This is a genomic window from Haloechinothrix sp. LS1_15 (assembly GCF_033042135.1).
GTDB lineage: Bacteria > Actinomycetota > Actinomycetes > Mycobacteriales > Pseudonocardiaceae > Haloechinothrix.
Genome location: NZ_WBXM01000012.1, coordinates 98,878 through 113,534 on the forward strand (window position 1 = coordinate 98,878; position 14,657 = coordinate 113,534).

Annotated in this window: 14 protein-coding genes; 6 read left to right on the forward strand and 8 right to left on the reverse strand. The window is 69.7% G+C overall.

Features of this window, described 5'->3' with window-relative positions; genetic code table 11:
• Window positions 1–14: 14 nt before the first annotated feature.
• Window positions 15–797: an SDR family oxidoreductase gene (locus F8178_RS17060; RefSeq protein ID WP_317495829.1), complete on the reverse strand. Its 783-nt coding sequence runs from the start codon at window positions 795–797 to the stop codon at window positions 15–17.
• On the reverse strand, window positions 794–1,996 hold the full coding sequence (locus F8178_RS17065) for an acyl-CoA dehydrogenase family protein (RefSeq protein WP_317495830.1): 1,203 nt from the start codon (window positions 1,994–1,996) through the stop codon (window positions 794–796). Before F8178_RS17065 ends, F8178_RS17060 begins: the two co-directional genes overlap by 4 nt.
• A gap of 137 nt (window positions 1,997–2,133) precedes the next feature.
• Between F8178_RS17065 and F8178_RS17070 the strand changes: the two genes are divergently transcribed.
• The 5 genes from F8178_RS17070 to F8178_RS17090 are packed head-to-tail and all read left to right on the forward strand — an operon-like array spanning window position 2,134 to window position 7,988.
• Window positions 2,134–3,804 carry a FadD3 family acyl-CoA ligase gene (locus F8178_RS17070; protein WP_317495831.1) on the forward strand — a complete coding sequence of 557 codons (1,671 nt, stop codon included), beginning with the start codon at window positions 2,134–2,136 and terminating at the stop codon, window positions 3,802–3,804.
• Complete coding sequence (locus tag F8178_RS17075) at window positions 3,801–4,655, forward strand: enoyl-CoA hydratase (RefSeq protein WP_317495832.1); 855 nt, start codon at window positions 3,801–3,803, stop codon at window positions 4,653–4,655. The genes F8178_RS17070 and F8178_RS17075 overlap by 4 nt, the downstream gene beginning before the upstream one ends.
• Before the next feature lie 11 nt (window positions 4,656–4,666).
• Complete coding sequence (locus F8178_RS17080) at window positions 4,667–5,851, forward strand: acyl-CoA dehydrogenase family protein (RefSeq protein ID WP_317495833.1); 1,185 nt, start codon at window positions 4,667–4,669, stop codon at window positions 5,849–5,851.
• Window positions 5,848–6,855 (forward strand): acyl-CoA dehydrogenase family protein, encoded by a 1,008-nt coding sequence (locus F8178_RS17085; RefSeq protein WP_317495834.1) that lies wholly within the window; start codon window positions 5,848–5,850, stop codon window positions 6,853–6,855. Before F8178_RS17080 ends, F8178_RS17085 begins: the two co-directional genes overlap by 4 nt.
• A gap of 2 nt (window positions 6,856–6,857) precedes the next feature.
• Entirely contained in the window at window positions 6,858–7,988 is a 1,131-nt protein-coding gene (locus F8178_RS17090) for an acyl-CoA dehydrogenase family protein (protein WP_317495835.1), read from the forward strand.
• Window positions 7,989–8,015: 27 nt separating this feature from the next.
• Here the strand turns inward: F8178_RS17090 and F8178_RS17095 are convergent, their stop codons facing one another.
• Window positions 8,016–8,744: a trypsin-like serine protease gene (locus F8178_RS17095; RefSeq protein ID WP_317495836.1), complete on the reverse strand. Its 729-nt coding sequence runs from the start codon at window positions 8,742–8,744 to the stop codon at window positions 8,016–8,018.
• A gap of 244 nt (window positions 8,745–8,988) precedes the next feature.
• Here F8178_RS17095 and F8178_RS17100 point away from each other — a divergent pair, with 244 nt between their 5' ends.
• Window positions 8,989–9,639, forward strand: coding sequence for a class I SAM-dependent methyltransferase (locus F8178_RS17100; RefSeq protein ID WP_317495837.1), 651 nt, complete (start codon window positions 8,989–8,991; stop codon window positions 9,637–9,639).
• Here F8178_RS17100 and F8178_RS17105 read toward each other — a convergent pair.
• The 5 genes from F8178_RS17105 to hsaC form a co-directional block, all read right to left on the reverse strand.
• Window positions 9,615–10,655, reverse strand: a complete 1,041-nt coding sequence (locus F8178_RS17105) for a prenyltransferase (RefSeq protein ID WP_317495838.1) — start codon at window positions 10,653–10,655, stop codon at window positions 9,615–9,617. The two genes, F8178_RS17100 and F8178_RS17105, sit on opposite strands and share 25 nt — an antisense overlap.
• Before the next feature lie 37 nt (window positions 10,656–10,692).
• A complete protein-coding gene (locus F8178_RS17110; protein ID WP_317495839.1) occupies window positions 10,693–11,424 on the reverse strand; it encodes a methyltransferase domain-containing protein in 732 nt (243 codons plus the stop codon).
• Complete coding sequence (locus F8178_RS17115) at window positions 11,418–12,713, reverse strand: glycosyltransferase family 4 protein (RefSeq protein ID WP_317495840.1); 1,296 nt, start codon at window positions 12,711–12,713, stop codon at window positions 11,418–11,420. The genes F8178_RS17110 and F8178_RS17115 overlap by 7 nt, the downstream gene beginning before the upstream one ends.
• Window positions 12,714–13,104: 391 nt before the next feature.
• Entirely contained in the window at window positions 13,105–13,686 is a 582-nt protein-coding gene (gene hsaB / locus F8178_RS17120; protein WP_317495841.1) for a 3-hydroxy-9,10-secoandrosta-1,3,5(10)-triene-9,17-dione monooxygenase reductase subunit, read from the reverse strand.
• Between the two features lie 33 nt (window positions 13,687–13,719).
• The gene (gene hsaC, locus F8178_RS17125; protein WP_317495842.1) at window positions 13,720–14,625 is read right to left on the reverse strand and encodes an iron-dependent extradiol dioxygenase HsaC; all 906 of its coding nucleotides are present in this window, start codon (window positions 14,623–14,625) and stop codon (window positions 13,720–13,722) included.
• Between the last annotated feature and the right edge of the window lie 32 nt (window positions 14,626–14,657).

A 14,657-nucleotide genomic window follows, 5' to 3' on the forward strand; every position in this document is an offset into this window, starting at 1 on the left:
ATCCTCGCTGCTGGTCAGGGGTGCTGACTGCTGACGGACAGCACCTCACCGGTGAGGTAGGAGGCGTACTCGCTAGCAAGGAATACCATCACATTCGCCACCTCCCACGGCTGCGCGGCCCTGCCGAACACCTCACGCTGCTCCAGCTCGCTCAGCAGCTCCTCGCTGGTGACTTTCGCCAGAAACGGGTGCATCGCGAGGCTGGGCGCCACCGCGTTCACCCGGATGCCGTGGTCGGCAACGTCCACTGCCGCGCACCGGGTCAGCGCCATCACCCCGGCCTTGGCCGCGGCGTAATGCGCCTGCTCGGCCTGGGCGCGCCAGCCGACCACCGAGGCGTTGTTGACCACGGCGCCACCACCACCCTGGGCGATGAACTGCCGCAGCGCGGCGCGGGTGGCACGGAACGTACCGTTGAGGGTGATGTCCAGCACACGGTTCCACTCCGCATCGTCCATGTCCACGATGGACGCCGAACCGCCGAGACCGGCATTGTTGATCATCACGTCGATCCTGCCGAACTGCCCGACCGCGCCCGAGATCAGCTCGGCGATCTGGCTCTCCTCGGTGACGTCGCACGGGATGGCATGCACCCGGTCGCCGTGCTCGGTCGCCAGCTCGTCGAGCTTCTCCCCCAGCCTTCGCTCGTGCCAGTCGCTAATCACGACGCTGGCACCCTCCTCGAGGCACCGGGCTGCGACAGCGGAACCGATCCCGGTTCCCGCAGCGGCCGTCACCACCACGATCTTGCCCGCCAGCAAGTCCTTGCCCTGCGGGTACGGCGGTATCGTCGTCACTGGCGTACCTCCCCTCTCCGCTCCCTGGGTAACCCCAGCACGCGTTCCGCGATCACGTTCCGTTGGATCTCGTTCGATCCGCCGTAGATGGTGTCGGCCCTGGTGAACAGGAACAACCGCTGCCACTGGTCGAAGTCCTCGGCTCCGCCGCCGGTGACCAGCGACGCCGCGCCACGCACCCGCATGGCCAACTCGCCGAGGTCGCGATGCCAGTTCGCCCACAGCAGCTTGGCGACCTCGGCGGCGCCCCGCTCGGTGCTGCCCAAGGTGCGCAGTGCGTGCGCCCGCATCACGTCCAGCTCCACCCAGGCCCGCGCCAGTTCGGATCGGATGGTCGGATCGTCCAGCGCGCCGTTCTCCCGCGCGAGCCGCGTCAGGTCCTCCAGTTCACGCCGGAAGCCGATCTGCTGCCCGAGGGTGGCGACCCCGCGCTCGAAGGCGAGCGTGCCCATGGCCACCCGCCACCCGTCCCCCGGCTCGCCGACCACCATGTCGGCTGCGGTGCGGGCACCGTCGAAGAAGACCTCGTTGAACTCCGACGTCCCGGTGAGCTGGTTGATGGGGCGAACCTCGACGCCGGGCTGGTCCATCGGCACCAGCAGGTAGCTCAACCCGGCGTGCTTGCGTGATCCCGGCGATCGCGGCTCCGTCCTGGCCAGCACGAAACACCAGTCCGCCACATGCGCCAACGAGGTCCACACCTTCTGGCCGGTGATCACCCACTCGTCGCCTTCTCGGACGGCCGAGGTGGACACCGCCGCCAGATCGGACCCCGCGTTCGGCTCCGAGTAACCCTGGCACCACAACTCCTCCACCGCGCGGATCGGCGGCAGGAAGCGCTCCTGCTGCTCCCTACTACCGAACGCGATCAGCGTCGGTCCCAGCAATTCCTGCCCGAGGTGGCTCACCGTGGCGGGTGCCTCGGCTCGTGCGTACTCCTCGTGGAAGATCACTTGCTTGTCCAGCGGCAGGCCCGCGCCGCCGTGCTCGGCAGGCCAACCGAGGCAGGTCCAACCCGCCTCGGCCATATGCCGCTCCCATGCCAGCCGCTCGTCGAACGCCTCGTGCTCCCTCCCCGGCCCGCCGAGGCCACGCAGCCCGGCGAATTCCCCGGTCAGATTGCTCTCCAGCCAGTCGCGCACCCGGGAGCGGAACCGCTCGTTCGACTCCGTCCCGTGCTCGGCTCCCTGCTCGGCCACGGTGCGTCCTCCTCGGTGCTGCGAGCCCGCGACGACCACATCCGGGTCGCTGCGGCTGGCTCAGCCGTCCAGGCCTGGCCAAACTGGCTGTGACTACGTACGCTAGGCTACCAAGCACTTGCTAGGGAGGTGAAGAGGTGGGTTCCCCCGGCGGCACGAGACCCGACACGATCCCGCAGGCACTGGTCGCGGCCGCGCAACGATTCGGCGACCGCGAGGCCGTCGTCGACGGCTCGGTGCGGTTGAGCTACAACGACCTGCACCAGCGAGTACGCGACTGCGCCCGGTTGTTCATCGCCGAAGGCATCCGCGAGGGCGACAGGGTGGCCATCTGCTCGCCCAACACGCATCACTGGGTGGAGGCCGCGCTCGGCGCGCTGTACGCCGGGGCGACGCTGGTGCCGATCAACACCCGGTACACCGGTGAGGAGATCCTCGACATCGTGCGGCGCAGCGCCGCGACCGCACTGGTGATCGCCGGGGAGTTCCTCGGCACCGACCGGCTGGCCTCGCTACGCGAGGCCGCCGCGCGCTCCGGTGACCAGGGCCACGGGCGCGACGGCGAGCCGGTACCCGGTATCCCCACGCTGCGTACCGTGCTTCGCGTCCCGGTGGAGTCCGAGCCGTCGGCCACCGAGCCGGGCGAGGCGGTACTGGACTGGACCGACATCCCCGAGCGCGCCAGGGGCATCGGCAGCGGCGAACTCGATACCCGGCTGGCCCATGCCGACCCGCATGAGCCGAGCGATATCCTGTTCACCTCGGGGACCACGGGGCGCAGCAAGGGCGCGATGAGCGCGCACACGCAGTCGCTCGGCGTCGCCGAAGCGTGGGCCGAGCTCGGCGGGCTCACCGAGCGGGACCGCTACCTGGTGATCAACCCCTTCTTCCACAGCTTCGGCTACAAGGCGGGTATCCTCGCCGCGATCCTGCGCGGGGCCACGATCATCCCGCAGGTGACGTTCGACGCAGAGGCCGCGTTCGCCACCATCGAATCGGAGCGGGTGACGGTGCTTCCCGGCGCCCCGACGATCTACCAGGTGATGCTCGACCACCCCCGGCGCGAGGAGTTCGACATCTCGAGCCTGCGCCTGGCCGTGACCGGCGCGGCCACCGTGCCGGTCGTGCTCGTGGAGCGGATGCGCGAACAGCTCGGCTTCGACTGCGTGCTCACCGCCTACGGGCTGACCGAGGCGGCCGTGGCCACCATGTGCCGGCCCACCGACCGGCCGAGGACCGTGGCGACCACCTGCGGCAAGGCGGCGGCGGGTTTCGAGGTCATCACCGTGGCCACGGACGGTTCCGGTGCCCGCACCCCGCCCGGCGAGCCGGGCGAGATCCTGCTGCGGGGGCCGAACGTGATGCTCGGTTACCTCGACGACCCGGAGGAAACGGCCCGCGCGATCGACAGCGAGGGCTGGTTGCACACCGGGGACGTGGGGGTGCTCGACAAGCACGGTTACCTGACGATCACCGACCGGATCAAGGACATGTACGTCTCCGGTGGGTTCAACGTCTACCCGGCCGAGGTGGAGCAGACCCTGGCGCGGCTGGACGGCGTGTCCGAGGCGGCCGTCGTCGGCGTCGCCGACGATCGTCTCGGCGAGGTCGGCAAGGCCTACATCCTGCCCACACCGGGAGCGGATCTGTCCGAAACCGACGTCATCGATCACTGCAAGGAACGGCTGGCCAACTACAAGGTGCCCCGCCAGGTCGAGTTCGTCAGCGAGTTCCCCCGCAACGCGACCGGGAAGGTCCTCAAGCGAGTCCTGCGGGACGGCACGACGAGCACGAAGGAGCGCGCATGAACGCAGCAGCCGACGAGGTGGTCCGCTACGAGCGGCGCGGCAGGGTAGCGCTGGTCACCATGAACCGCCCGGAGTACCGCAACGCTCAGAACTCCGCGATGACCTACGCGCTCGACGACGCGTTCCGCGCCGCGGTGGACGACGACGAGGTGGGCGTCATCGTGCTCGCTGGGGAGGGCAAGCACTTCTCCGCGGGGCACGACATCGGCACGCCGGGCAGGGACGTGGACATCTCGTTCGACCGCAAGGCGGTGCTGTGGTGGGACCACGTGGGACGGGAAGGTGGCGACAAGCGGTTCGCCCGCGAAGCGGAAGTGTACCTGGGCATGTGTAGGCGCTGGCGGGAAATCCCGAAGCCCACGATCGCCAGCGTGCAGGGAGCCTGCATCGCGGGGGCATTGATGCTGGCGTGGTCCTGCGACATGATCGTGGCTTCCGAAGACGCCTTCTTCTCCGACCCGGTCGTGCGGATGGGCATTCCCGGCGTGGAGTACTTCGCCCATCCCTGGGTACTCGGGCCGAGGGCCGCCAAGGAGGTCCTGTTCACCGGGGAACGGTTCAGCGCCGCGCAGGCCAAGGAATGGGGCATGGTCAACCGGGTCGTGCCCCGCGAGGAACTAGAATCCTCCACATTGGAGCTCGCAGAGCAGGTGGCCGAGATGCCGGGCTTCGGGCTCGCACTGGCCAAGAAGGCCGTCAACCAGGCTGAGGACCTAATGGGGATGCGAAGCGGAATGGATTCGGTTTTCGGGCTGCACCACTTCGCGCATGCCCACAACGCGGAGGTGCACGGCGGCGATTCGCTCGGCGGGCAGGACGCCAAGTCGATGGCCTCGCGCAAGCAGGGGTGAAAGGAAGGACCGTGGATCTCGATCTCGACGAGCGGACGCTGGAGTTCCGCAGCGAGGTGCGGCAGTGGCTCGCCGCGAACGTCCCGGAGCGGCCGCTGGAGTCGTTCAACACAGCCAAGGGCTTCGAGCAGCATCGCGCATGGGAGGCAAAGCTCGCCGACGCCGGGTACGCGGCCGTGGCCTGGCCTGCCGAGTACGGCGGGCGCGAGGCCTCGATGCTGGAGTGGCTGGTGTTCGAGGAGGAGTACTACGCCGCGGGAGCGCCGGGCCGGGTGAACCAGAACGGTATCTTCATGCTCGCGCCGACGCTGTTCTCCCACGGCACCCCGGAGCAGCGGGAACGCGTGCTGCCCGCGATGGCACGGTCGGACGTGGTGTGGGCGCAGGCGTGGTCGGAACCGGACGCTGGCAGCGACATCGCGTCGCTGCGAAGCACCGCGACCCGCACCGAAGGCGGGTGGTTGCTATCCGGCCAGAAGACGTGGAGCTCCCGTGCGGCCTTCGCCGACGCGGCCTTCGGGCTGTTCCGCAGCGAGCCCGGCAGTGAGCGACACCGCGGCCTGATCTACGTGATGTTCGACCTGCGGGCAGAGGGCGTGCAGGTGCGGCCGATCGCCCAGCTCGACGGGGAGTACGGGTTCGCGGAGATATTCCTGGACGGTGTATTCGTGCCCGACGCCGATGTCATCGGCGAGCCGGGCGACGGGTGGCGTGTTGCCATGACGACGGCGAACAACGAGCGCGGCCTGTCGCTGCGCAGCCCCGGCCGGTTCCTCGCGTCCGCGGACAAGCTGGTTGGCCTGTGGCACCGGCAGGGCGATACGTCCGATACCGCACTCGCCGAACGGGTCGCCGACGCCTGGATCCGCGCGCGGGCGTACCAGCTGTACACCTGCAACACCGTGACCCGGCTGTCCGAGGGTGGCGATCTCGGTCCCGAGTCAAGCGTGAACAAGCTGTACTGGTCCCATCTGGACGTGGAACTGCACGAGACCGCACTCGACCTTCTCGGCCCAGCGGCCGAGCTGACCGGCGAGGCCGCATCGGACGGGGGCCACTGGAGCGCGGGCTACCTGTTCGCGCTCGCCGGGCCGATCTACGGCGGGACCGACCAGATCCAGCGCAACATCGTCGCCGAACGCCTGCTCGGGCTCCCCAGAGAGAGCAGCGCGAACAGGAACCGGAGTGGCTCATGAGATTCGCCCTTTCCCGCGAGCAACGTGACTTCTCCAGCAGCATCGCCGCCATGCTCGCCGACTCCGACACCCCGGCCGCGATCCGGGCGTGGGCGGGCGGCAAGCACGAACCAGGTCTCGCGCTGTGGCGGCAGCTGGCCGAGCTCGGCGTGACCGCGCTGGCCGTCCCGGAGCGCTACGACGGGATCGGCGCAGGCACGGTGGATCTCGTGGTGGCGCTCGAGCAAATCGGCTACCACGCGGTTCCCGGGCCGATCGCGGAATCGCTCGCCGCGGTGCCCGCACTGCTCGCCGAGCTGGGCGAGACGGACCTAGCGGCCAGCAGGCTCCCGGCGTTGGCTTCCGGGACGAGCATCGCCACCCTCAAGACGCCGCCCGCCGTGCCGCACGCGCTGGATGCCGACATCGCCGAGCTCCGGCTGTGCCTGGACGGCGATGCGGTACTCGAGTTCCCCAGGCCAGACGGCGCGCCGCTGACCTCGATAGACCCGGCCCGCAGGCTGTTCGACGTTCCGGGGGGCAACACCACCCGGCTGGCTACCGCGGCCGCGGCCACCGAACGTGCGCTGCTCCTCGGCACCCTGGCTTGCGCCGCGCAGCTGGTCGGTGCCGGTCAGTGGCTCCTGGATTCCAGCGTGGACTACGCCAAGAACCGGGTGCAGTACGGCAAGCCGATCGGCCAGTACCAGGCCGTCAAGCACATGCTCGCCGACGTCGCCACCGAGCTGGAGCTGGCAAGGCCACTGCTGCACGGCGCCGCGGTCGCGGTCGACTCCGGCACGGACACCGTGCGGCGGGACGTCTCCGCCGCCAAGGTCAGCGCGGCCGATGCTGCCTACCGCGCCGCCAGAACCGCGCTCCAGGTGCACGGTGCGATCGGTTACACCGCCGAGCACGCGACCGGCCTGTGGTTGACCAGGGTGCGCGCGCTGCACGGGGCGTGGGGTACCCAGGCGTGGCACCGCGCCCGCGTGCTCGGGGAACTGGCCGGGACGGGGAGGTGACTATGCCGGGAACCACCGAGGAACAGACTGAGCTGGGCCGAACCGTCCGCAGTGTACTGGAGCGCGAGTCGTCCCCGGAGCGAGTGCGCGAGGCCATGGCCGGGCCGCGCGGCTACGACGAGAAGCTGTGGTCGGTGTTGTGCGAGCAGGTCGGCGTGGCTGCGCTGGCGGTGCCCGAGCGATTCGACGGATTCGGCGCCGGGGTGCGGGAGTTGCAGGTCGTCGCGGAGGAGCTGGGCAGGCAGCTGGCGCCCGGTCCGCTGCTTGGTTCGGCCACGCTGGCCACTCTGGCGCTGCTGGCTTCGGGCGACGACGAGGCCTGCGAGCGGCTGCTCCCCCCGCTGGCAAGCGGCGGTGCGCTGGCGACGCTGGCCTGGACCGGCGAGGACGGCCGGTGGGATCCGGCGGAACCGGCGCTGGTAGCAGCGCCCGACGGGCGGCACCACCGGGTGACAGGTACCGCGCACTACGTGCTCGACGGCGACACCGCGGGCACGCTACTCGCAATCGCCATCTGCGACGACGGTATCGGGTTGTTCGAAGTGGAGCACCCAGGAGGCTTGGACAGCGGGGTGCGGCGGGAGCACACCCCCGGCATGGATCCCGGCCGCAGGCTCGCCACGGTAGCGCTCGACCGTGCCGCCGCGACGCGGCTCGGCAACGGTGATTTCGGGCAAGCGCTGCGCGGGGTACGCGACGCCGCCTGCGCGGTCCTCGCCGCCGAGCAGGTCGGAGCGGCCGCCCGCGCGCTGGAGGCCACGGTGTCCTACACCTCCGAGCGCGTCCAGTTCGGCAGGCCGATCGGGAGCTTCCAGGCGCTGAAGCACCGGATGGCCGATATGCACGTGCTCGTGGAAAGCGCGCGCTCCATCAGCGCGGCAGCAGGGGCGGACATCGATGCCGGCGTACCCGAGGCCGAGGACACCACGCTCGCTGCCAGGGTGTACTGCTCGGACACATTGTCCCGTGTAGCCGGTGAGATGATCCAGATGCACGGTGGCATCGCCATCACCGCCGAACACGACGCGCACCTGTACTTCAAGCGGGCACATTCTTCGACGCAGTTGTTCGGCCAGCCACACACGCACCTGGACCGGCGCCTGCGTGCGTGGTGGCCACCGCACCAGCGGTAGCCACCACGGCACTGGCAGTGCGACTGCTCAGATACCGGCGACCGAGCTGATCCAGTCGTGATAGGCGATCACGCTGGTGTAGGCGGTCCTGGTGCTGCGGTCGCTGGTGGATGCCACGCCCACCTGGACATCGTCGTTGAACATGGGGCCACCGGAGTCCCCGCCCGCGGGGATCCCGTCCCCGCGCTGGGCGCAGATGGCCGTGCCCCAGTAGGCGTCACGGCACGACGTGGAGGTCACGTTCACGTTGGCGTACTTCAGGTGTTGGGACTGGCACTGCGCCTCGGGACGGTCGGTGCAGGTCGCTCCCCAACCGTACGTCTGCACGGTGTCCCCGACGTTGACGTCGGCAGGCGAGTCGGCGAGCTGGGCGTACTCGGTTTGCACGGGCCGATCCAGCTCGACCAGCGCGATGTCGGCCCACCCGTGACTGTGGATGTTCACCCCGGTGGCGATCGTCCCGCCTGAGTGCTGGTTGGTGCTGCCGATGCGGAAGGTGTGCTGGCCTTGACCGACGCAATGGTCGGCGGTCAGGATCCATTCCGGAGCGATGATGCTCGCGCTGCACCGCTCGTTGCCGTCGACGAACATCCGCGCTGCTCCGCGCGTTTCGTCGGCATAGTTGCCGTCGATGATCAACGGCACCGAGTCGGGGGTGTCGTCCTCGGGTTCCGTCGCCGCGGCGGTGGCCGGGGCGACTCCCAGCAGGGCGAGGCTCATCGCGGTGGCAACGAGCATCAGCCATAGCCTTCTCATCGTCTATCCCTCGCTCTTGTGGCGGTACGCCACGATCGGTGGACACGTACCGTCCTAGCGTCACTCGCTAGAGTGAAGGAACACTACCGACATTCGTCGGGCCCGTAGGGAACGAAAGTGGTAACCATTCTCGCTGGCTCGACCCAAGCGGAGATGCACTCCGTGTCCTGGCCGGTTTCCACGTGGCACTACCATGACGTGCGACCGGCCGATCATCATGTACGCACCGAAAGGCGGAGATCCGGTGCCGTTACCCGACAACCTGCTCGACCATGCCGTACGCGCACCGGGCTTCATGCCCACCGAAGAAGGGCTGGCGCTGTACGAGGTGGCCGCCGAACACCTCGGCGCAGGGCTGGCCGTGGAGATCGGCAGCTACTGCGGCAAGTCCACGGTCTTCCTGGCGGCGGCGGCACGCCGGACCGGCGGCACCGTGGTCACCATCGACCACCACCGGGGTTCCGAGGAGCACCAGCCGGGCTGGGAGTACCACGACCCCGACCTGGTGGACCCGCGTTCCGGCAAGCTGGACACGCTGGCGACGTTCCGCCGCACCATCACCGACGCCGGGGTGGAGGACCACGTCGTGGGCGTGGTTGGCAGCTCGGTCACCGTGGCGGGGTTCTGGCGCAGCCCGATCGCGCTGCTGTTCATCGACGGCGGCCACACGGAGGAGGCGGCCCAGGCCGACTACTCGGGCTGGGCGCCGTGGGTAGTGCCCGGCGGGATCCTGGCCATCCACGACGTCTTCCCCGACCCGGCCGACGGCGGGCGCCCGCCGTACCACATCTACCGCCGCGCGATCGACGGTGGCCAGTTCCACGAAGTCGCCGCGACCGGCTCGCTGCGGGTGCTCCGCCGCGACGGCGGTCAGCTGGGCGCGCCGGTGGCGTAGAGGCTGCGGCAACCGCAACGGGCGCCGTCGATGGCCAGCCCGGTCGGTAGCGTCTCGGCGCGGAAGATCCCGTTGCCCGGGGTGGTCCGCGACAGCGCGTCCGCGGCCAGCACCACGGACGCGGCCGTCCAGGTGGTGCGCTCCTCCGGCCATCGCTTGTCGTCGGCGTAGACCAGACCTGTCCAGTAGGAGCCGTCGGTCTCGCGCAGGTGCTGCATCGCGGCGAGCAGCTCGCGCGCGGTGTCCGTCCAGCCAAGCGCGTCGAGGCTGAGCACCAGCTCGCAGGTCTCCGCGCCGGTGACCCAGGGGTGGTCGTCGACGCAGCGGGCGCCGAGCCCGTCGACGACGAAGTGCCGCCACCGCTGCCACAGCCGCTGCTCACCCTGCCCGCCACGCAACACCCCGCCGAGCACCGGGTAGTACCAGTCCATCGAGTAGCGGTGTTTGTCGGTGAAGGCCTCGGGGTGCTCGCGCAACGCGTGCGCCAGCCTGCCGAGGGCGACCTCCCACTCGGGTTGCGGTTGGTCCAGGTACCCAGCCAGTGCCAGCGCGCACCGCAGGCTGTGGTGCACGCTGGAGTTACCGGACAGCAGGGCCTCGGGGAACGGCACCCCGAGCTCGTCGCTGGCCCAGAAGATCTCGCCGCGCTCGCCCTGCAGTCCGATCACGAAATCGACGGCGTCACGCACCGCGGGCCACATCCGGTCTGCGAACGCCTCGTCGCCGGTGACCAGCAGGTGGTGCCAGACACCGACGGCGATGTAGGCGCAGAAGTTGCTGTCCGATCCCGAATCCTCCACGACCCCCTCGCGGACCTGCATCGGCCAGGAGCCGTCCTGCCGCTGGGTACGACGCAACCACTCGTAGGCGGCCTCGGCCTCACCGAGCAGCCCGCCCGCGCTCAGCGCCATCGCGGACTCGACGTGGTCCCACGGGTCGACGTGCCCGCCGGGAAACCACGGGATGGCCCCAGAGTGCTCCTGAGCGTCGGCGATGGAGCGCGCGGTGCGCGCCACATCGGAACCTGTGAGGACCCCCGGTACGCTCGGCAGCTCAGCGGGGGCCAACCGCGACCTCCTGCCGGACGAAGTAGAGGGCCACGCTCTTACCGATGACCGGATCGAGTAGCCGTTCGGCCGCGCGGGTCAGCAGCGGACGGTCCATCATGTCCCACACCAGCAGGCGGTGGTAGGCCGCCACCAGCGGGTGGTTCTCGCGATCGACCCCGACGGCGCACTTGAGCCACCAGTACGGCGCGTGCAGCGCGTGGGCGTGGTGCCGGTGCACGGGCCGCAAGCCGGCCTCGCGCAGCTTGCCGACCAGCTCGTCGGCACGATAGATCCGCACGTGGCCGCCTTCGACCTGGTGATAGGCCTCCGAAAGCGACCAGCAGACCCGTTCCGGGAGCCACTTCGGGACGGTGACGGCCACCGTCCCGCCGGGCCGGGTGACCCTGGCCAGCTCCCAGATGGCCTTGTCGTCTTCGGGTATGTGCTCGAGGATTTCGGAAGCGATCACGCAGTCGAACGTGGCATCGTCGAACGGTAGCTCGAGGGCGTTGCCTGTCACCGTCCTCGCCGAGGCACCCTCGGGCACCTCGCCTGCCTCGGCCATCGCACGGAACATCTCCTCGACGCCGTCGAGCTCGGCGGTGTCCTGATCGAACGCCACGACCTCCGCGCCGCGCCGGTAGGCCTCGAAGGCGTGCCTGCCCGCCCCGCATCCGAGGTCGAGGACCTTGTCGCCCGGCCCGGCGTGGACGCGGTCGAAATCCACTGTCAGCACGTTGTCGTTCCCCTTCGTCGTCCGCCGCGGCGGGTCCGGTCCGCGCGCTGCTGCCCGGCCCGCTCCGTACGCTCGATCACGGCGGCGTAGCGCTCCACGGTCGCCGCGGCCACCGAGGTCCAGCTGTACCGCCGGAGGGCGCGTTGCCTGCCAGCCTCGCCGAGCTGCCGCGCACGGGTGGGATTATCCAACACTGAGGACAACCGCTGCGCGAGTGCCTCGGTGTCGCCCGGTGGCGCGAGGAGGGCGCATTCGCCGTTGCCGCCGACGACCTCGGGCAGCGATCCAGCCTCGCTGACCACCAGCGGTGTGGCGCACGCCATGGCCTCCACCGCGGGCAGGGAGAAGCCCTCGTACAGCGAGGGCACGCACGCCACCTCCGCGGAGGCCAGCAGCTCGGCCAGCTCGGTGTCGTCGATGCCGCTGACGGTGCGGACCACGTCACCGATGGCCAGCTCCTCGATCAGCCGCTCGGTCGGCCCGCCCTTGATCAGCTGCGAGACCAGGGTCAGCTCCACGGGGCGTTCGGTCCGCAGCTTGGCCACCGCCTCCAGCAGGTGCCGCACCCCCTTCAAGGGGACGTCCGCACTGGCCACAGCGACGATCCTGCCGGGAGCGCGGGGGCGCTGCCGTGGCTGGAAGACCTCCGTGTCCACGCCGAGGGGAACGGTGTGGATGCGCTGCGGTTCGACCCCGAAGTCGTTCGCGATGTCCGTGGCGGCGCTGCGCGAGACGGTGATCACGTCACCGATCCGGCGCGCCACCCTGGCCTGCATCCGTACGAAGCCGTACCAGCGGCGTAGCGTCAGCTGCCTGCGCAGCGAGGCGGCGGCCAGGTCGGCGGTGCGGTCCTGGGTGATCGGGTGGTGCACGGTGGCCAGCAACGGGATGCCCTGCCGCCGTAGCGACAGCAGACCGTAGCCGAGGGATTGGTTATCGTGCACCACGTCGAACTCGCCCGCACGCTCGCGTAGTAGCCGCGCGATGCGCAGGCTGAATGTCAACGGCTCGGGGAAGCCCGCTGTCCACATGGCGCCAAGTTCCAGCAGGTCGATCCCGTCACGGATCTCGCTCGGCTGCGGGGTGCGGAACGGATCGGACTCCCGGTACAGGTCGAGGCTGGGCACCGGGGTGAGCCGTACGCCCTCGTCGAGTTCGGGATACGGCTGACCGGAGAACACCTCGACCTCGTGGCCGAGTTCAGCGAGCCCCCGGCTCAGGTAGCGGACGTAGACGCCCTGGCCACCGCAGTGCGGCTTGCTCCGGTAGGACAGCAGTGCAACACGCACGATTCACCTCACACGCCTGCCAGCAGGCCACGCTGCCTTGCCCCCGCGCACGGTGCCCGGCACGCGGCAGGTGAGCGCGGGCATCTCCGGTGCGACCGGCCACACGAGTACCGCCGCTGTCACGGGCATCTCCTCATCGTTGTCGTCATCGACACGAACACACCCGCGCGCGGCGGGTACACCACCGGTCACTCTAACCTACCGACGGGTTTAGAACATGTTCTCTATACCGATAGGTATCTGTGATCATGACTACACCGGCCGCGCGGCGTCCAGTGACGCGCACCCCTCGGCGTCGTTGGGCACGTTTAGCGGGCTAACCGTGGACCCCCGGACACGTTTAGCGGGCTAACCGTCGTCCGCCCGGCACGTTTAGCGGGCTAACCGTGCCCTACACCCAGTCGTCCGGGCCGGGCCAGGTGAGAAACGCCGTGAGGTGTTCCGGAGCGGGCGCCGCCTCACCGCGCTCCAGGCCGATCGCGGCGTAACGCCCCCGGTAGAACAGCAGCGGGCGGTCGTCGGAGATCTCGCCGAGCTCGATCACGCGGCCGACCACGATGTAGTGGTCACCGGCGTCGTGCACGGTCTCCACCGCGCAGTCGATCCAGGTCAGCGAACCGTCGAGCAACGGGGCGCCGGAGCCGGCCCGGTGCCAGTCGACGTGGGCGAACCGGTCGGCGCGCGGCGAGCCGAACACCGTGCTGACCTCGCGCTGCGACTCGCCGAGCACGTTCACCGCGAACGATCCGGCCGATTCGATCACCGGCCACGCCCGCGACGACTTGCCTGGACAAAACAGCACCAGCGGCGGGTCCAGCGACAGCGCGGCGAACGACTGGCAGGCGAACCCGACGGGCCCGTCCGGCCCGTATCCGGTGATCACCGTCACGCCGGTGCAGAAGTGTCCCAGCACGGTGCGGAACCGGGATGCGTCCACGACCCCGTTGCCCGCCGGTGCCACCTGTGCCGTCATCGCCTCTCCTCGCTGCTTCGTACCTACCGGGCCCTACTGGTTGCGCCAGCCGACGCTGAAGTCGTGACCCCAGAGGCTGACCGCCGTGCTCTCCCGTGCGATCCATGTTTCGTCGGCGACCTGCCGCCCCTCACAGCCGAACTCCACGTCGAAGCCGCCGGGGGTCTTCATGTAGAACGACAGCATCAGGTCATTGACGTGCCTGCCCAGCGTGGCCGACATCGGCACCTTGTGCTTCTCGGCCCTGTCGAGGCACAGCCCGACGTCGTCGGTGTTTTCCACCTCGACCATGATGTGCACGATGCCGCTTGGCGTCGGCATCGGCAGGAACGCGAGGCTGTGGTGGCGCGGGTTGCAGCCGAAGAAGCGCAGCCAGGCGGGCGGATCGCCCTCCTGCCTACCGACGGCCTGCGGGGGTAGCCGCATCGAATCCCGCAGCCGGAAGCCGAGTACGTCCCGGTAGAAGTGCAGGGCCGACTCGTCATCGTGGGTGGACAGCACCACGTGACCGAGGCCCTGCTCGCCGGTGACGAACCGGTGCCCATACGGGCTGACCACCCGGTCGTGCTTCAGCGCGATGCCGTGGAAGACCTCGAGCGTAGTCCCGCTCGGGTCGTTGAAGCTGATCAGCTCGTCGACCCGTCGTTCGGCGAGCACCTCGGCGGTGCCCTCCTTGTAGCCGATGCCGCTGGCTTCCAGGCGCTCCCGGATCTCCTGCAGCTCGCCCGCGTTGGCCACCTCCCAGCCCGCCTGCGCGAGCCGGTCGGTCTCCCCCGGCACGATCACCAGCCGCGCGGGGAACTCGTCCATTCGCAGGTACAGCGCGTCCGGGTCGGTGCCGGAGCCCTCGACCATGCCGAGCACCTCAAGCCCGTACACGCGCCACGCGTCCATATCGGTGGCTTCGATTCGCAGGTAGCCGAGTGAACGGATACCCATTGCGCACCACTCCTTCGAGTCGGGTGAAGACG